Below are 17,339 nucleotides of genomic sequence, written 5' to 3' on the forward strand. Positions count from 1 at the left end.
TGATTTTACTATAACTTTACCGAAAATCAAAGGATGAAAGCTCCTGCATTCATGGATGGGGACGAAATCGTCTAAGAATCAGGTTTGAGTCGTTCTCGCCAAGATGGTTGTCTAGCTGGGGAATTGGGAGAATTATTGACGGAATTTCTATTTTCCCCGGTTGAGGATGGGACGGTCTGCACATCATAGCGACGACGCCGTCTTCTTCTGGTGGAAGTGGTGTTCTCCTCGGTTGAAGATGGCACAGTCTGCACATCATAGCGACGACGCCGTCTTCTTCTGGTGGAAGTGGTATTCTCCTCGGTTGAGGATGGCACAGTCTGCACATCATAGCGACGACGCCGTCTTCTTCTGGTGGAAGTGGTATTCTCCTCGGTTGAGGATGGCACAGTCTGCACATCATAGCGACGACGCCGTCTTCTTCTAGTGGAAGTATCCTGGTCTTGGTCTAATTGCCCATAATTGCGCTCTCTTCTACGACTTTGCCTGGTAGATAAAGTACTGTCTTGAGAGTCTGAGTTATCATCACGGTTAGAAATTTTAAAGCCAGTATTTTTTTTAGAAATTGGTTGAGCCTTGATTGTAGCTTTGCGCTTTGCCACTCGGGAAGGTCGTGGAAACTTTTCCACTGTCAGGTCTTTTACTGCTCCCTCCATGAATTTAGACCAGGTGTAAGCAGCTGTGGAACTGGAACCATAAGTGGGGCGATTGTTATCATTGCCTAGCCAAATTCCTGTTACTATTTGGGGTATGTAGCCAATAAACCATAAATCCCTTGACTCATCGGATGTACCGGTTTTCCCTGCTACTGGCCTGTCTGGCAATTGGGCGGCCCGTCCAGTACCGTTAGTCACTACATTGGTTAACATCTTAGTCACAATACGACTGCTGTCAACATCTAAGGCTCTTTTGGGTTGGAAATTCGCACTCCAAATTACATCACCCTGACGATTAAGAATGCGACGAATAGCGTGTGCTTCCGTATGTAAACCTTGAGTGGCAAAGGAACCATAGGCGCTGGTTAATTCTAAAAGGTTAACCTCATTAGAACCAAGAGCTAAGGAGTAGTTATGTTCTAAAGGTGATTTAATCCCCATGTCTTGGGCAATTTTAATGGTTGGCTCATAGCCAACATCTACTAGCACCTGAAGGGAAATTGTATTGATGGATAGAGCCAATGCTTCTTGCATGGTCATTAAACCACGGAATTTCTCGCTATAATTCTTAGGTTCATAACCTCTAAATGAAATTTGCCTATCCATATATGTGTCGTTTGGATTCTTGCCCGAGGCTATAGCAGCTGCATATACAAACGTTTTAAATGTTGAACCTGGCTGTCTTTGAGCTTGGGTTACTCGGTTGAACTGAGTTTTCGCAAAATCTTTCCCCCCGACCATGACCTGAATTTCCCCATTACGAGGATTAATGGATACTAAGGCACCCTCTCGAAACCTCCCCCAGGTTCCTTCGTTTTTCAGTGTTCTTACCAGTACCTTCTCTGCCAGGTTTTGCCAATTTGGGTTTAGGCTAGTTTCTACGGTCAATCCACCCGCAGCTAAAACATCAGGTTTTAGGTACTTGGGTAGCTGCTGTTGCACGTAGGCGCAAAAATAGGGTGCAGTAACTTGAAACCGTCTGGGTAAATTAGTCTTTACTGTCAATGTTTGTTGGAGTGCAGACTGTTTTTCTTGGGGTGTAATTACTCCATCTTCCTCCATTCTTTGTAAAACCGTATTTCTTCTGGCTATAGCTCCGGGGAGATTCTTGTCGGGAGCGTAAATATTGGGTGCAGGAGCAAGACCTGCGATCGTGGCCATTTCTGACAGGTTCAGTTGATCTACTGTTTTGCCAAAATATACCCAGCTTGCATCTGCTACTCCGTAAGCACCTGAACCTAAATAAACTAAGTTGAGATAACGTTCTAAAATCTCTTGTTTGCTCAGTTCCTCTTCTATTTTCTGGGCTAAACGCACTTCCTTGAGTTTGCGCCACAGAGTCCGCTCTTGACTGAGAAAGAGAATTCTAGCCAGTTGTTGAGTAATGGTACTACCACCTTGCACAACATTTTGTGACTGGAAGTTACTAACAACAGCCCTAACAATTCCCTGAATGTCTACTCCGTCATGTTGTCTAAATCTTCTATCTTCTGATGCAATAAAGGCCAACTGCAGTTTGTCTGGAATCTGTTGTATTTTTAACTGTTCCCTTGTTGCTTCTCCTTGCTGCATTAAAACAGTGTTGTCCCCAGCTTTAATGGTGAGGGTTTGTTGCCTTATCATCGCATTAAGTTCTGATTTGTCTGGTAAGGAACTGTCTACTTTCCGAATACCATAATTGAAACCAATGATGGTAGTACCTAAACCTAACCCCGCCCAGAACCAAACACGCCGATAAAATGGCTTCCCACTTCTCCCAATTTTCTCTCTCACCACCAATGATAGTTGCTGAATATGCCCAACTAACAACCTCAATTTTGGTGGCATGGTCAGGGGCGGTTTTTCATCTGTGGGATTCTCGTTTTTCTGATTATTACCAACTGGCAAGAGTAATTTCTCCTTATCAGACATAGTTTAAGTGAACTCCTGAGTCGAGTCAACCACAATAATATTAATGTAAAACTAACAAATCTCTCTCTTTTGGGAGAGAGTTTGGGCGAATTTGCCTTAATTTTGTACATCCACCCAGCGACGGTAAAGTTTTTGAATTTTCCTGAGTAAGGAGGTGTAAATTGTTTGATTATGATCCGAGTTTTTAGCTAAATCCTGTATTCTTGTTAATAATTTAGCCTCTTCCGTGGCAACCTCACCATCACTGTAGATTAGCCCACTGATGGATTCAATTAAGTCTTGACACTGTTCCAAACTAGGGCGATCGCCTAAATACTCCCTTACCCATTGATAGCACTGATCTGGTTTAACTTGAACTAACTCGTAGAGCCAAGGTTTGATTTCTGGATCAGTAGAAAGACCCTTAGAATGGGCTATCTCTCTGAGATATTGTCTTTCCTCTGGCTGAATTCTACCATCAATCCAAGCTGCACCAATGAGAATTTTAACTAGATTTTTTACGTCGGGATGATTAACCATTTTGCCTCCTCCAGTAGATTCGGACTCTGGTTAAATGGTACAATAGTTGGGCATATTTTAACTCTAATCCTTGTTTTTTCTTAAACGCACTAAGAAGAAACCGTCCATATTCTGTTGGTGTGGCCACAGCTTTAACCATCCAGGGGAGGAAACATCCAGAAAATCAAAGTTCGGCTTTTCCATCTCCCACTGGGGATTAACATGCAAAAATTCTCTAACTAGGTCCTCGTTCTCCTGGGGATGCAAGGTGCAAGTAGCATACACCAAAACTCCTCCCGGCTTGACAAAGTTGGCAGTATAGGATATGAGTTCTTTTTGTATGTGGGCAAGATCTCCTACAGAGCTAGGGTTTTGTCGCCATCGTGCATCAGCGTGACGATGCATGGTCCCTAAACCAGAACAGGGAGCATCTAACAGTACCCGGTCAGCCACATGGTGGAATTTGGTCAAATTACGACTGTCTCCAGGAAAAATTTCAATAGATTGCAAACGGAGACGTTGGGCATTTTCAGTGAGTTTACGTAAGCGAGAAGGAGTGCGATCGCAGGCATATATTTTGCCATTATCGCCCATTAATTCGGCAATGTGGGTAGTTTTTCCACCGGGGGCGGCACAAACATCAATGATCACCTCACCAGGCTTAGGATCCAGCAAATGACCAACTAACTGGGCCCCAGCATCTTGTATGCACCACCATCCCTCAGTGAACCCCGGTAAATTTTGAATTGGTCCAGCAGGGCCCACTAACCTTAACCCCTGGGGTAAGTGGGGTATCCTATCCACCAAAATACCAGCCTTTTTAAAAACTGATTCCACCATTTTCACGGAAGCTCGAAGAGGATTTACCCGTAAATCAATCGTGGGAGTTTGATTCATCCACTGACAGAGTTTTTCCGTTTCTTCCTGGCCCAATTGTGATAACCAAACCTCAATTACCCAATTGGGAAAGCTGTATAAAATACCTAGTCTTTCTACCAAATTTTCCGGGAGGATCAGGGGATCAGAGGTCTTTTCTAAAAGACGTATATATTGGCGCAAAAAACCATTCACAAAACCAGTTAACCCAAAGAAGCCATTTTCTTTTGCCAGTTGTACAGTAGTATTGACAGCAGCAGAAACGGGTATTTTTTGTTGGTAACGCAGTTGATACAAACCCAGATGCAAAATACATCGCAGATCCCTTGGCTGTTGTTGTGATTTTTTATCAGCAATTTGGTCAATGATTGCATCTAAGCTGCGTTGTCTCCTCACACTACCGTAGACCAATTCTGTCATTAATCGTCGGTCATGATCAGATAACTTAAACTTCTTTAAAGTGCGATCGATAGCAGTATCAGCATAGGCTCCTCGGTGTACTTCTCTGAGAGCAGTAAATGCTATTTGTCGAGTAGATAGTGTATTCATAAAAGGATCCTTAAACCATCTTTAACATGCACGGAACAAAGGGAATTGCCCTAGGCAATTCCCTTATTGCACGGTTGTCAAAGGTGCTGTGATATTGATTTATCTTCTTCTGCTACCAAAACCGCCAGAGCGCCGAATGCCAGAAGAACGAGATCCGCTACCAAAACTACTACCAGAATTGCGCCGCAGAGAGCTGGACCCCCCGGATGAACGGAGATTACTACCCCCAAAGCCAGATCCGGTGGCTCTACCACCAGTATTAGTCCGATTTGTCAATCCACTATTTGATCTAAGAGATCCCGTAGTGCGGAAAACCGTACGATTTCTCACAGCTGCAGGTGGTTGATTATAGCGACTTTGATAACTAGAAACTGCTGCATTATAGGTAGAACCATATCCACCATGACCATAAATACCACCAGGTTGATAAGCGGGGGGTACGTAGTACTGAGGTCTGAATAACATATTACCAATAGCTTGACCCGCTATATTACCAGCTACAGCAGCTGCGAAAGGAGTCCAGAAACTAGACTCTTGACGGACAAAAACCGTTTCCTGCTGTCCGGTTTGAGGATTACTTCTGGTTTCGGTAACATTATGGACATACTCAATTTTAAAGTCTTCGGTTATATATAAGGCTGGTTGTCCATTTTCCACCTTTAAATAACTTTTTTTGCCTTCTTTGACCTCCTCGTCAGTTAAACGAGCCATTTGTAGTTTCTCTGTGGCAAAAGTTGGTGGTTGATTGCCTAGTAAAAATAGGGTATACTCACCATTGGCATCGTTATAAGTAACCTGTTGTACTTGATACTGTCCATCATTGAGTTTAGTGGGGGTTGCACTTTGACTACCATTGGAATAAGTGGTATTTTGGGAAGCTCCCCCACAAGCAATGGTTGTTAAGCACAAAGTTAGGGCTAAACAAACAATTGTCAGTTTACGCATTATAGTCTTGACCATTTGAATAATTTGATTTTTCCAGGGGGTTATTTTTGATTGCCAATAACTCAAGGTTAACAAGAAACTTAGAGAGGAATCAACTCTGGATAATATTCTAACAAATGATCATCTGTCAGTTCATCGCCTAAACGTGCAGGCGAGAAATGAACTTGGATGGCTCTAAGTTTATTTTGGTAGTGTAAGTTAACTAATGATTTTAATCCAGCTTTCAAGGAAGAAATCTGGGCCAGATTTGTTTCTATTTCTGGCACTTCACCTTCAAAAGCAACTGTGAGCATTACCAGCACATTCCGGGTAACGGGAATAGATACCACCTGACCTGGACTGGAACCATTATCCAGGTCAGCTCCATATCTCCCCGCAGAATCAGTAAATAATTCATTTACATAGTCTCCCGCTTCTCCCTCGTTCCAGAATACATCTCCCTCATTACCAGCAGCAACCCAGCACTGGTCATATCTCAAAAGGGTTTCACATACTGTGACTAGTTGCTCTCCTAGTGATTTTAAATCACCTTCAGCATCTATTGCTTCTCTAGCAGCCCCATTTAAGACTCCTAAAATTGGTGCCACTTCCTGTCCATGCAGGTGCAAAAATATACGGGAAACTACGTAACGTGTTCTACCGATAAATTTATTAAATAAATTAGTCATTTTTTTCAAAGTTTACAATCCCTACCCCCATTATAGGGCCATACGCTGAAAAACGCTAGATCTTAGGCATCCGTTTAAATAGTTCTATTAAAGGAGATAGTTTCAGCAGTATAAGGTAAAAGTAAAAAATATATATATTTATGATGATTTATCATATTACCTAGCTATTCTGTATTGATATTCTGTTTCGCTAATGAGGTCTTGGGGAGATTCCACACGCTCTAAAAATACTAAACCTTCTAAATGATCATACTCATGTTGAAAAATTCTTGCCACGAAGTTGACTAACTCCTGTTTTTGAAAATTACCATTTCTATCAGTATATTCTACTTGAATTCTTTCATACCTGGGGACTAAACCTCTGATTCCTGGAACACTTAAACAACCTTCCCATCCTTTGGTAATTTCCGTCCCATAACTAACTATTTTAGGATTAATCATTGCCGTTGGCTCCATTTCTGGTGCATGGGGATATCTAGGATTGGGACGGGAAGCTACAATAAATAGGCGCAATGACTGGGCTACTTGGGGTGCAGCAATGCCCACACCATTGGCCTGGGCAACTGTGGTTATTAAATGATCAATTAGTTGTTGTATTTCCCGATCATTAATCCCTTCAATTTCTGCAGCTTTTTGCCGCAATAGGGGATTGCCCAATTGAATAATTGATGATTTATCAGTCATATTTTAACTTCCTATTTCCTACTATTAATTACTCTACTCAGTAGTATAGCATGTTATTTAAGCCCATGCTGGAAAACTATCTTCGGGATCTTATCGGTAAAGATCCTGGCTCAACAGCTAAATTTACAGTTGTACCATTACGCTCCACTTCTATTGTCAGAGGAGTTCCAATTTGACTATTTTCTACTATTTTTTGCACTTCTTCAACTTTAGTAATTAATTGTTTGTTAATACTCTTAATTATATCCCCTGCTCTCAATCCTCCCCGCGCTGCTGGTGATTGAGGAACAATTCTAACTAAGAATACTCCTTTATCAGTAATAATATTGACCCTATCACCAAATCTACTAACTATTCTATCTTTAATCTCAGGAGTGAGGGTGATCATTTCTACTCCCAAATAAGGATGATCAACGCGACCATTGGCAATTAATTCTTGGGCAATTTTTTTGACCGTGTTAATGGGAATAGCAAAACCTAAACCTTGAGCACCTTGAATAATCGCAGTGTTCATGCCTATAGCTTCTCCGCGAGCATTTAAAAGCGGACCACCGGAATTACCTGGATTAATCGCTGCATCAGTTTGTAAGTAATCTACCCGTTTATCGCTAGCACCAATGTCAGTGCTAGACCGATCTGTGGCGCTGATAATGCCAGAAGTTACGGTATTATTTAAACCCAGGGGATTACCAATAGCAATTACTGCTTCTCCAGGTTGTAAATCACTGGAATTACCTAGAGTTAAAGTGGGTAGATTTTTAGCATTAATTTGAATAACTGCCACGTCTGTAACTGCATCTTCTCCCAAAACCTTACCATCAAAACTACGTCCATCTTTCAGGGTTACTGTTACCTGATCCGCACCGTCTACCACGTGGGAATTAGTTAAAATTTGACCGGAGGCATTAATGATAAATCCTGAACCACTACCTCTTTCTACCCTTTGTTCTGGTCGGGGAAGAGCATCACCAAAAAATCTACGTAAGAATGGGTCGGAAAACTCCTCTGGCACTTGAGAGGTGACGGTTCTGGCAGAATCAATACGGACAACCGCACTTCCCACTTTTTGCACTACTTGAACAATAAAATTGGGATCACCACCAACAGGATCTACTACCACAGTGTTGGACTTGGTGGTTGATTCAACTTGAGGGTTGATTTTTTGTGGTGTGAGATTTCTGCTGTTTAAATTGGAGCAGCCTGTCACAAGTACGATTAGTCCAGTCATCAATATTGAGCGTTTTAATTGGGCCATGGAAGGATGAATGATAGGAGAAAATAGGTAATTGATCATGAATTTTGTGGTCGAGCTGGTGGGGGGTTGGAAGCATAAGCTAGGATAGCGGAAAATTTGCTAGGATGATCCATCACTATCTGTGTTCAGATTTATGAAATTAATTTGCTCTCAAAGCGATCTTAGTACCAATCTTGCCCTGGTCAGTCGTGCAGTGCCATCTAGACCTACCCATCCCATATTAGCTAATGTACTTTTACAAGCAGATGTAAAGACGAACCAAGTTAGTTTAACAGCTTTTGATTTAAGCTTAGGTATTCGTACTAGTTTCACTGCGGAGGTGATAGAAGGTGGAGCAGTTGCTCTCCCTGCTAAAATCTTAGTAGATATTACTTCCCGCTTACCAGAGGGGGATATTACTCTGGATGACCAATCAGGAGACTCTACAGCAGAGGGTATCAATTTTATTCTAAAGCCTAAAAATGGTAAGTATGAACTTAGGTCCATGGGGGCAGAAGAATTTCCTGAATTACCCTTAATTGAGAATTCCAATCCTATTCAAATAACCACTGCGGCTCTAGTTGAGGGATTAAAAGGTTCATTATTTGCTACCAGTAGTGATGAAACCAAGCAGGTTCTAACGGGAGTACACTTAACAGTTAAACAGGATGTTTTGGAATTTGCTGCTACGGATGGACATCGGTTGGCGGTTTTAGAAACCATTAATGAACGTCCCCTGGAAAATGATGAACAACTGGAAGTGACTGTACCTGCTAGAGCACTACGAGAATTACAAAGAATGCTAAATCATAGTGCTTCAGAAGAAGCAGTGTCTTTGTACTTAGATGAAGGTCAAATAGTATTTGCTTGGCAAAATCAACGTTTAACCAGTCGCACCTTGGAGGGTCAATACCCTTCCTATAGACAATTAATACCTCGTCAGTTTGAAAGACAACTAGTGTTGGAAAGGAAGCAATTTATTAGCACTTTGGAACGAATTGCCATATTAGCTGACCAGAAAAACAATATTGTTAAAATCAGTATGAATACTGGAGACCAGGAAATTACTTTATCTTGTGAAGCCCAAGATGTGGGTAATGCCACTGAGTCTATGCCCGCACAAATTTCTGGCGACGATATTGATATTGCCTTTAATGTCAAGTATTTACTGGAAGGATTGAAGGAATTACCATCTACGGAAATTCAGATGCACTTGAATCAAAATCTCACCCCGGTAATTTTTACTCCGTTAGGTGGTTTAAAAATGACCTATTTAGCTATGCCCGTACAGTTGAGAAATTAAATTTGGTAGTCAACTACTCAAAATCGTAATGACTGTGATATAGTTTGGATAGACTGTAACTAAACTGTCACAAAACCCACGCCGAAAATTTGATATAATGTGCTGAAGGAGAAGTACTTTAATGACTAGTCTTCGTGTTGGCCAACAGGCTCCCGATTTTACAGCCACAGCTGTGGTAGACCAGGAATTTAAGGCTGTCAAACTTGCTGAATATCGTGGCAAGTATGTGGTCTTGTTTTTCTATCCCTTGGATTTTACCTTTGTTTGCCCCACTGAGATCACAGCATTTAGCGATCGCTACGAAGAGTTTAAGAAATTGAACACAGAGGTATTAGGTGTTTCTGTGGATAGTGAATTTTCTCACTTGGCGTGGATTCAAACAGACCGCAAATCTGGTGGTGTTGGCGATTTAAACTATCCCCTGGTTTCGGATATTAAAAAAGAAATTAGCAGTGCTTACAATGTTCTTGACCCCGATGCGGGTATTTCTTTGCGTGGTTTGTTTATCATTGACAAGGACGGGGTTATTCAACACGCTACCATAAATAACTTGGCTTTTGGTCGCAGTGTGGATGAGACTTTGCGTACTTTGCAAGCAATTCAGCATGTACAATCACATCCAGATGAAGTTTGTCCAGCTGGCTGGCAACCGGGAGAAAAGACCATGATTCCCGATCCTGTGAAGTCCAAAGTGTACTTTGCAGCAGTATAGAGTAAAATAGACCAGCGGAGGAATTTTTCCGCTGGTTATTCTTGACTTTAGAAGCCCACACTCACCTGTAAGGGAGTGTGTGGAGTATGTCACGGGATAGCGTTTCTCAATTGTTTAAGGGTACGACCAATACCAACGAAACTTGCGTCTTGAGACAGACGTTTGAGAGTAGGTGGTTTACTTTCGATGACAATACCGTTGTAAGCAGTAATGGCAGCACTGAGCTTGTCAATGTTGACGCTAAATGCCGCACCCGCTTGTGCAACTGTATTATTACCTTTCCAATCCTTAGTGCTAACTAACATAGCACCGGGTGAAGATGCAGTAGAAGGTGAGAATAAACCATTCAGGGCATTAACAAGTGCGATCGCGAGCTGGGAACTAATACCCGCCGATGTTAAAGCTGCTGTTATTCTCGCAGCAGCTTCCGTTACCCCTGGTCGTGCAAGCACGAGGGTGACCAAGTCAGTAGTATTAGCGCTTGTGCCAAGCACTTGAACTATATTGGGAACTAGCTGGTTTAGGGCTGATTGAACTTCTTGTGTAACCGCTAGGGTTGCACTTTGCCCCTGTCTGGTTACAATTATGCTCTCTGCATTAGGTATGAAAGTGACACCGCTTCCACCACTAGAACCTCCTGGAGTTGTTTTCCCGGTTGGTGGTTGTACAGGATCTTCTGGGTTTGGTGGTTCCGGTTGTGGTTGTACAGGATCTTCTGGGTTTGGTGGTTCCGGTTGTGGTCGTTGTACAGGATCTTCTGGGTTTGGTGGTTCCGGTTGTGGTTGTACAGGATCTTGTGGAATTGATGGTGGTGAAGGCAATACATTTCCACTAGGACCTCCTGGTGTTGTGCTACCTCCCTCACTGGTCAATTGCAAAGATGCTAATAAGAACGGGACTAGACTTAAGGTAAAAATGAGACTTTTGGGTTTTAACATGATGATTATCTAATAAACTATAGTACCTATGTAATTACTTAGGTAAAAAATTGAACCCATAGCTGACGCTCAAAGAAAGTATGGTGCCACCAGGGCTATTATTAGTGATATCCGCACCCTGGGCTGTAATTGTTAAAGGTAAGGTAGGTATGGGAACATAGGAAGCACCAAGGTTAAAACCCACTCCACTCCAACCGAAACCTACACCCAATTGGGGTTGAACCTGCATACCCACACTGCCAAACACACCTGTGCTAGCAAATTCTTGTCTAAACGGACCACCCCCAGCACCGAAAGAGACGGAGATAGGCATTTTATTAACTTCATCATCTGGCTGTAATAGGGAGTAACTAGTAACTACACCATAAACTCCAGAAGGGGTAACACCATCAGTACCATACTGGGCAAAATAGTTCCAACCTGCAGCTACGGATACCTGGTTGTTACCCTGGGCATAGACAAGACGATGAACTTTCAGGTCAAAACTACCATTGGCACCAAATTTTCTAATACTATTGTTGCTGAAGCCCAATTCCAAGGCAGCAAGTTTGTTAGAGTCCCCTATACCAGCGCCAAGGTTAATGCCGCCATCATACTGGCCATCTCTAAGTTTACCGGGGGTAGTACCTGTTATTCCTATAAACGCATCACCGGTATTAGCACCAAAAGCACTTACACCCGCAAAAGTAAGTCCGGGGGGATAGGTGGGCTTTTGCACCTCCCGTGGTTTGGTTTTTACCAGAGGTTCAATTAGCAATTCTTGCCGAATTCTTCTTACTTCTTCCGGACTGATATTCTCAGCTTGTGAAATCTGTGGGGGAACGGATCTGGTTTCGTAGCCATTCTGATTCGTAACACCCTCTTCCGCAAATACAAGATCTGGAGACAGTACCAAAGTTAAAAGGATACTGGGCAAGGTTAGGGAGATTGCTGAAAAAACTAAACCCCGGTGATTGTAACCTGATGTAAAATAAGGCTGTGTGCTGTTCAAAATATTACTCCTCACTGGACATTCTACCATAGTAAATGTTTGCCCGGCTATATTTTGTTGCTATAAACTTTTGCCTAGTGTATCATTAAATTACCGGTTCATAAAACTCCTAGTTTTCGTATTTTTGTGATGTTGTTATTTACTTGGAGTTATGGTTTAGGTGTTGTTTCGGAATTGTTTGCTGCTGGAGAAGATTTTTTGGTATAACGGCGTTCAAAAATTTCTGCGGATTTCTGATAGTCCACCAAGGCGGCTGAAAAATTCCCAGTCAGGGTGTATGCTGTAGCACGATTAATGTAGGCATTAAAATCATCTGGATCGATTATAATCGCTAAGGTTGATACCTTAATAGAAGCAGCGTAGTCCTTTAGATAGTTAAATACATCACTCTGAATCGTATAACCATAACTGTTATTAGGGTCTAGACGAATAGCTTGTTTAGAAGATTCCAGTGCTGCTTGGTACTTACCCAGTTTAATGTAAGCCATACCTTGATGGGCATAAGCTATAGAATAACTGGGATTGAGCCGAATCGCGCGATTAAAATCCTCAAGAGCGGCCTGATCATTTTGTAACCAGATATAAGTCCAACCACGATTCAGATAACCATCCAAATAATTTGGATCCAAGGCAATTACCTGGTTAAAGTCCAAAAGGGCTTCTTCGTATCTTCTAAGCCAACTGAGAGCATATCCACGCTTGAAATAAGCTTCTGCATATTTGGGGTCAATTTTGATTGCCTGATCAAAATCATCTAGGGACTCTTTATAACTAAACTGGTCTAGCTTAGTAATACCTCTGGCATAAAAATCTCGTGCAGATTGAGGAGAGTTTAAGCGCTGCTGTGGCACTTCCCCAGTGGCGGTGGTATTCCTTTGAATTGGTAGCTCTTTGAGCAAGGGGTTGTTGAAGTTCAAAAAAGTATTAATGGGAATGCCAGCATTAAATCCCGTTTTCTGTGATACTATTTCTCCCGTTTCTGTTTTACTCTTATTCGAGGTGTCTGCTAACCCGTGAATTCCCACCACCCTACCCTTAATATCAAAAACTGGGCCCCCGCTATTACCGGTCAGAGTTATAGCATCGTAAATTAAACTATAACCATTGATAGAAGTTCTACCGCGAGAAAGAACGATCCCTTTAGTAAAACTGAAGTCCCGAGCTGACCCAATTTTAGTGAACACAGCTGGAAATCCGCCCACAAATACATCGGATGCTTCTGTCATTTGGTCAGAATCACCTAAATTGGCTGTGGCATATTCCTGTGTAGCTACAAAGCTAACTAGGGCTAAATCAGGATCATTTTTGGTTGACTGTAGGACTATAATGTCTTGTGATTTAATAGGGTATTCTTTGCCATCATTTGTTCTTACAGAATACGCAATGTCTTTAGCGCAGACGATTTTTCCAGGTCTGTCTATAATATCACAGACCACGTGATTGGCGGTTAGTACAGAATAACGATTACCTTGTTTGGCAATAATTACTCCTGAACCACCAGGAGTAACGTCACCCTCCGTATTAATTTGTACAGATGTCTTCTTGGCAATTTGTGCTATATCTTGGATACTGATAGTATCAGCAGCTATTGAAGTAGTAGATAAAACAGCTGTTACAGCAGTTATAAGAGTTGTTGCTAGTAAGGAGTTATTTGTTATTCCAAGTTTAAAATTCATTTTTTCTGTTCTTGAATAAAATTAACCACAGTAGCAATGGGGATAGCCCAACTTAAGGACTCGATTCTACGGTAATCTGCTTTGTTGGGTTTAGTTCCATCAGTAAAAATAAAGGCATTAATACCTTGAAAGGGATACTTTAATAACCCACTGATACCAACAAGTTCCCCCCGTTGATTTAAAACGGGCCCTCCACTCATACCCTGAGTAAAATCATTGGTGAAACCCACCTTATAACCACCAACTAGGGTTTTGCCGAGATACATCTTGATTTTACCCGCTTGTAGCTTGAAAGCGCCCAGTCCCCAATCCCGGGTTGTTTCTACTTTGGTGATAGTATCACCATTAAAAACAAAATGCCAAGCTGGAAACCCAGATACATACACCACTTCCCCCTCAGATATATTTGGTGACTGGGAAAACTGCACAGATTGATAGTTTTCCCCACTGGTAAATTCCACCAGTGCTAGGTCTAAAGAATGAGGATTGACTGTTGGTACTTGCTGTGCCTTGTAAATCTTACCATCAGGTGTTAAAACTTCATAACCACTCTCAGGACTATCCACTACCACGTGATCATTAGTCAAAACCCTGTAGTTTTGTCCTTTACGGTCGATAATCACTCCTGACCCAGATCCAGATTTAGTAAAAATTCTTACTGTTACTTTACTGGCAGTCCTGGCAGCGGCAAATTCAAATCCGGGATGGGGTGTGGAAGCTAGGAAGTTGGGTACAGTATGAGGATACACAATGGGGGAAAAAATTGTTGCCAGTAATGCCACAGAAAATCTAAAAGATATGGGGTAAAACACAGCGATTCACTCAAAAAAGGAGCAGTTGATTGATTCTTGTCATTCGGGTAGAATTTACAGTTTGAACCTCCGATCAGAGTTTGCTGGTGGTCTTATTTGGTCGGAATCCTGGGGTTTTAGGTCATTTTGGTCGAGAACCTCACTTAATTCAAGTCGCAGACGACTGCTTGTTTCTCGGACAACACCTGCGCTGGAACCTTGTTTACTAATTCCCGTCAGTTGCGCCAGAATCTCATTGGCTTTCTGAGCATTTTCTGGTTTAAGAGTAAACAAGAAATTCTGCGCATTACAACCTATTCTACTTGTTATAGAAGCTATACAAATAACCGTTTCATTGTTAACACGACCTTTAATTAGAGCTACATTTTTCAGACGACCACCATTTTGTTTCACAGCTCGATTAAATTTAGGAGTTACCATTTGACAACGGTTTTGAGGAGTATAGTTATCTCCAAAATATTTAGAACCCGCGTCTGTCCAAGTAATTACGGTAATTGGACTACCACCGGGACGCTGGCCAACCGTAGCCCAATTGCCATTGCCTTGGGAAACACATGTAAACTTGGTGCCATTGTAACTTTCAGTAGGGGGCTTAGCTTGTACCCCAGACTGAATCAAAGTTCCTGCTAGGGCTAAATTAGCAACTAGAACTGTCGTGGATAGTTTCATCATGCACCATTCCTTTTTCCCATTATAATTACTTTACAAACCAGGTTGATTACGTCGGTTATTTTGAACTTTTGGCCTTTTAACAGGTGAAGAAGATGAGCGTCGAGCTGCTAGCACATCACTCAGTTTGACTGTAACCCGTTGGCGACTACTTCTTGTTTCGGTAATCACACCTCCTTCCGATCCCTTCTTGCTAATCTCCAGGAGTTGAGATAAAACCTTATCAGGGTTTTTGGCATTTTCCGGTTTCAGGGTAAATAGGGTATTTTTATCTTGACAACCATTATCTCGGTCGGAAATTACACAAATAACAACCTGACCATTAACATTGCCACTGGTTAATAAAACATCTTGAAGCCTACCACCACTCTCTTGTACTGCTGTGTTGAACTTGCGGGTGACAATTTGGCACCGGTTTTCGGGGGCAAATTGGCTACCAAAATATTTGGAAGCTGATTGAGTCCAAATAATCACAGGTATTGGTTGGCCACCAGGGCGCTGACCAACGGTAGCCCACTTGCCATTACCCTGGGATACACAGGCAAATTTCGTCCCATTATAGCTTTCATCACCAGTCGGTTCTGAGTCTGATGGGTTGTCGGATGCAGGAATAGTGGGGGGGTTAGGGGGGTTATCTCCACTTTCCACTGGCACAGCTCTCACCATGCTAGGATGCCAACCGGCTGATACAGCTATAAGAGTAGCTAAAACTGTTGCTGAAAATTTCATATATCCTGTTATTTTTTACCAAAGAAGTGTGAAAAGTTCTGAGTTTTCCATCACAGGCCACCTGTAGTGGGTCTGGGAGTTTTGCGGGTTCTGGGTGTTTGTTGAGGCAAGCGCTTGGCTGCTTTGGAGATAACTTCACCTAGGTTTACTGTGGCACGAGAACGACCTCTTGTTTCAGTAATAACCCCTGCACTGGAACCTCTAATACTAATTTGAGTCAGGGTTTCTAAAACCCTATTAGGGTCTTTGGCATTTTCGGGTTTCAGGGCAAACAGGGTATTGTTACCATCACAACCTCCTGTGTCCTTTAAAGAAAGTGCGCAAATAACAGTTTTGTCACCGACTTCTCCCCAGGTTAAAACTACGTCGTAAAGATTGCCAGCGCTATCTTCTACGGCTTGGTTGAGATTGGCTGTGACGATTTCACAACGGCTCTTGGGATTATAATTTTCGCCAAAGGACTGTGCTCCTTTTTTTGTCCACACAATTATGGGAATTGGTCTACCAGCAGGGCGCTGTCCCACTGTGGCCCAGTTACTACCTTGAGCTACACAAGCAAATCTCGTCCCATTGTATTGACTGGGATCGCTCGGATCAAAGAATGCGTCATCAGATGATTGGGCTTTTAATTGACCATGTCCTAAACCCAAAATGCTTGATAGGGCTAGGGTAGCCACTAAAAATTTTGCTGAGAATTTGCTACTCATAATATCTCCATACCTCCTTATTTTTATTTTTTGCCGATGGCGCGTGGAAAGTTTTGGCTGTTCCACGCCTTCCACACTTTTGCAATAGTTGCCAGTCCTTAAACAGAGCCTTTAGTTGATCTGGGAGTTTTGCGGGTCTTGGGTGTTTCTCGGGGCAAGCGTTTGGCCGCTTGCGATACAACCCTACCTAAGTTTACACTTAACCGACCTCTTGTTTTAGTTTCAGTAACAACCCCTGCACTAGAGCCTTTAATACTAATTTGAGTCAGGGTTTCTAAAACCTTATTAGGATCCTTGGCATTTTCCGGTTTCAGCGCAAACAGAGTATTGCTACCATCACAACCTCCTTCGTCTTTTAAAGAAAGTGCGCAAATAACAGTTTTGCCATCATCAAGTTTACCCCAGGTTAGGACTACGTCATAAAGATCACCAGCGCTGTCTTCCACTGCTTGGTTAAGATTGGCTGTGACGATTTCACAACGGCTCTTGGGATTATAATTTTCGCCAAAGGACTGTGCTCCTTTTTTTGTCCACACAATTATGGGAATTGGTTTACCGCCAGGGCGCTGTCCCACTGTGGCCCAGTTACTACCTTGGGCCACACAGGTAAATTTAGTCCCATTGTATTGACTGCGATCGCTCGGATCAAAAAATTCATCATCTGATGATTGGGCTCTTAATTGACCATGTCCTAAACCCAAAATGCCTGATATAGCTAGGGTTGCTGCTAAAAACGCGGCTGAGAATTTGCTGTTCATAATGTCCCCTTGATCTAGTGTTG

17 protein-coding genes are annotated in these 17,339 nt (G+C 42.4%); 2 read left to right on the plus strand and 15 right to left on the minus strand.

All coding sequences use genetic code 11. The features are described 5' to 3' along the window. Positions 1 to 71: 71 nt before the first annotated feature. The 7 genes from IAR63_RS02965 to IAR63_RS02995 form a co-directional block, all read right to left on the minus strand. Positions 72 to 2,567, minus strand: coding sequence for a transglycosylase domain-containing protein (locus IAR63_RS02965; protein ID WP_187706532.1), 2,496 nt, complete (start codon positions 2,565 to 2,567; stop codon positions 72 to 74). Between the two features lie 96 nt (positions 2,568 to 2,663). Next, entirely contained in the window at positions 2,664 to 3,086 is a 423-nt protein-coding gene (locus IAR63_RS02970) for a tellurite resistance TerB family protein (RefSeq protein WP_115538968.1), read from the minus strand. A 63-nt stretch (positions 3,087 to 3,149) separates the two neighbouring features. Then, positions 3,150 to 4,490, minus strand: coding sequence for a 16S rRNA (cytosine(967)-C(5))-methyltransferase (locus tag IAR63_RS02975; RefSeq protein ID WP_187706533.1), 1,341 nt, complete (start codon positions 4,488 to 4,490; stop codon positions 3,150 to 3,152). 99 nt (positions 4,491 to 4,589) lie between these two features. Further along, on the minus strand, positions 4,590 to 5,450 hold the full coding sequence (locus tag IAR63_RS02980; RefSeq protein ID WP_187706534.1) for a hypothetical protein: 861 nt from the start codon (positions 5,448 to 5,450) through the stop codon (positions 4,590 to 4,592). A 65-nt stretch (positions 5,451 to 5,515) separates the two neighbouring features. After that, positions 5,516 to 6,103: a DUF1517 domain-containing protein gene (locus IAR63_RS02985; protein WP_187706535.1), complete on the minus strand. Its 588-nt coding sequence runs from the start codon at positions 6,101 to 6,103 to the stop codon at positions 5,516 to 5,518. Positions 6,104 to 6,259: 156 nt separating this feature from the next. Further along, a complete protein-coding gene (def, locus tag IAR63_RS02990) occupies positions 6,260 to 6,787 on the minus strand; it encodes a peptide deformylase (protein ID WP_141303876.1) in 528 nt (175 codons plus the stop codon). Between the two features lie 76 nt (positions 6,788 to 6,863). Then, positions 6,864 to 8,081 (minus strand): HhoA/HhoB/HtrA family serine endopeptidase, encoded by a 1,218-nt coding sequence (locus tag IAR63_RS02995; RefSeq protein WP_187706536.1) that lies wholly within the window; start codon positions 8,079 to 8,081, stop codon positions 6,864 to 6,866. Between the two features lie 94 nt (positions 8,082 to 8,175). On the opposite strand from IAR63_RS02995, the gene dnaN reads away from it, so the two are divergent. After that, positions 8,176 to 9,324: a DNA polymerase III subunit beta gene (gene dnaN / locus IAR63_RS03000; RefSeq protein ID WP_187706537.1), complete on the plus strand. Its 1,149-nt coding sequence runs from the start codon at positions 8,176 to 8,178 to the stop codon at positions 9,322 to 9,324. 121 nt (positions 9,325 to 9,445) lie between these two features. Beyond that, the gene (locus IAR63_RS03005) at positions 9,446 to 10,036 is read left to right on the plus strand and encodes a peroxiredoxin (protein ID WP_187706538.1); all 591 of its coding nucleotides are present in this window, start codon (positions 9,446 to 9,448) and stop codon (positions 10,034 to 10,036) included. Positions 10,037 to 10,125: 89 nt separating this feature from the next. Here IAR63_RS03005 and IAR63_RS03010 read toward each other — a convergent pair whose 3' ends face one another. From IAR63_RS03010 to IAR63_RS03045, 8 genes are all read right to left on the minus strand, one after another. Next, positions 10,126 to 10,974, minus strand: coding sequence for a hypothetical protein (locus tag IAR63_RS03010; RefSeq protein WP_187706539.1), 849 nt, complete (start codon positions 10,972 to 10,974; stop codon positions 10,126 to 10,128). Positions 10,975 to 11,008: 34 nt separating this feature from the next. Continuing rightward, positions 11,009 to 11,965, minus strand: coding sequence for a hypothetical protein (locus IAR63_RS03015; protein WP_235678340.1), 957 nt, complete (start codon positions 11,963 to 11,965; stop codon positions 11,009 to 11,011). A gap of 149 nt (positions 11,966 to 12,114) precedes the next feature. Next, complete coding sequence (locus tag IAR63_RS03020; protein WP_187706541.1) at positions 12,115 to 13,641, minus strand: tetratricopeptide repeat-containing S1 family peptidase; 1,527 nt, start codon at positions 13,639 to 13,641, stop codon at positions 12,115 to 12,117. Then, positions 13,638 to 14,423 carry a S1 family peptidase gene (locus IAR63_RS03025; protein WP_187706542.1) on the minus strand — a complete coding sequence of 262 codons (786 nt, stop codon included), beginning with the start codon at positions 14,421 to 14,423 and terminating at the stop codon, positions 13,638 to 13,640. The genes IAR63_RS03020 and IAR63_RS03025 overlap by 4 nt, the downstream gene beginning before the upstream one ends. 84 nt (positions 14,424 to 14,507) lie before the next feature. Continuing rightward, positions 14,508 to 15,125, minus strand: coding sequence for a COP23 domain-containing protein (locus IAR63_RS03030; RefSeq protein ID WP_328701221.1), 618 nt, complete (start codon positions 15,123 to 15,125; stop codon positions 14,508 to 14,510). A gap of 30 nt (positions 15,126 to 15,155) precedes the next feature. Continuing rightward, positions 15,156 to 15,851 (minus strand): COP23 domain-containing protein, encoded by a 696-nt coding sequence (locus tag IAR63_RS03035; protein ID WP_187706543.1) that lies wholly within the window; start codon positions 15,849 to 15,851, stop codon positions 15,156 to 15,158. A gap of 50 nt (positions 15,852 to 15,901) precedes the next feature. Then, complete coding sequence (locus tag IAR63_RS03040; protein WP_187706544.1) at positions 15,902 to 16,558, minus strand: COP23 domain-containing protein; 657 nt, start codon at positions 16,556 to 16,558, stop codon at positions 15,902 to 15,904. A 98-nt stretch (positions 16,559 to 16,656) separates the two neighbouring features. Further along, positions 16,657 to 17,316, minus strand: coding sequence for a COP23 domain-containing protein (locus IAR63_RS03045; RefSeq protein WP_187706545.1), 660 nt, complete (start codon positions 17,314 to 17,316; stop codon positions 16,657 to 16,659). Positions 17,317 to 17,339 lie beyond the last annotated feature (23 nt).

Source organism: Cylindrospermopsis curvispora GIHE-G1 (assembly GCF_014489415.1).
Lineage (GTDB): Bacteria > Cyanobacteriota > Cyanobacteriia > Cyanobacteriales > Nostocaceae > Raphidiopsis > Raphidiopsis curvispora_A.

Excerpts from the sequence above, each read along its gene's own strand:
- IAR63_RS03045 (WP_187706545.1), bottom strand. The coding sequence starts at position 17,316 with ATGAACAGCAAATTCTCAGCCGCGTTTTTAGCAGCAACCCTAGCTATA.
- IAR63_RS03005 (WP_187706538.1), top strand. The coding sequence starts at position 9,446 with ATGACTAGTCTTCGTGTTGGCCAACAGGCTCCCGATTTTACAGCCACA.
- IAR63_RS03020 (WP_187706541.1), bottom strand. The coding sequence starts at position 13,641 with ATGAATTTTAAACTTGGAATAACAAATAACTCCTTACTAGCAACAACT.
- IAR63_RS02995 (WP_187706536.1), bottom strand. The coding sequence starts at position 8,081 with ATGATCAATTACCTATTTTCTCCTATCATTCATCCTTCCATGGCCCAA.
- IAR63_RS03040 (WP_187706544.1), bottom strand. The coding sequence starts at position 16,558 with ATGAGTAGCAAATTCTCAGCAAAATTTTTAGTGGCTACCCTAGCCCTA.
- IAR63_RS02985 (WP_187706535.1), bottom strand. The coding sequence starts at position 6,103 with ATGACTAATTTATTTAATAAATTTATCGGTAGAACACGTTACGTAGTT.
- IAR63_RS02970 (WP_115538968.1), bottom strand. The coding sequence starts at position 3,086 with ATGGTTAATCATCCCGACGTAAAAAATCTAGTTAAAATTCTCATTGGT.
- IAR63_RS02980 (WP_187706534.1), bottom strand. The coding sequence starts at position 5,450 with ATGGTCAAGACTATAATGCGTAAACTGACAATTGTTTGTTTAGCCCTA.
- IAR63_RS03035 (WP_187706543.1), bottom strand. The coding sequence starts at position 15,851 with ATGAAATTTTCAGCAACAGTTTTAGCTACTCTTATAGCTGTATCAGCC.
- IAR63_RS03030 (WP_328701221.1), bottom strand. The coding sequence starts at position 15,125 with ATGATGAAACTATCCACGACAGTTCTAGTTGCTAATTTAGCCCTAGCA.
- dnaN (WP_187706537.1), top strand. The coding sequence starts at position 8,176 with ATGAAATTAATTTGCTCTCAAAGCGATCTTAGTACCAATCTTGCCCTG.
- IAR63_RS02975 (WP_187706533.1), bottom strand. The coding sequence starts at position 4,490 with ATGAATACACTATCTACTCGACAAATAGCATTTACTGCTCTCAGAGAA.
- IAR63_RS03010 (WP_187706539.1), bottom strand. The coding sequence starts at position 10,974 with ATGTTAAAACCCAAAAGTCTCATTTTTACCTTAAGTCTAGTCCCGTTC.
- def (WP_141303876.1), bottom strand. The coding sequence starts at position 6,787 with ATGACTGATAAATCATCAATTATTCAATTGGGCAATCCCCTATTGCGG.
- IAR63_RS02965 (WP_187706532.1), bottom strand. The coding sequence starts at position 2,567 with ATGTCTGATAAGGAGAAATTACTCTTGCCAGTTGGTAATAATCAGAAA.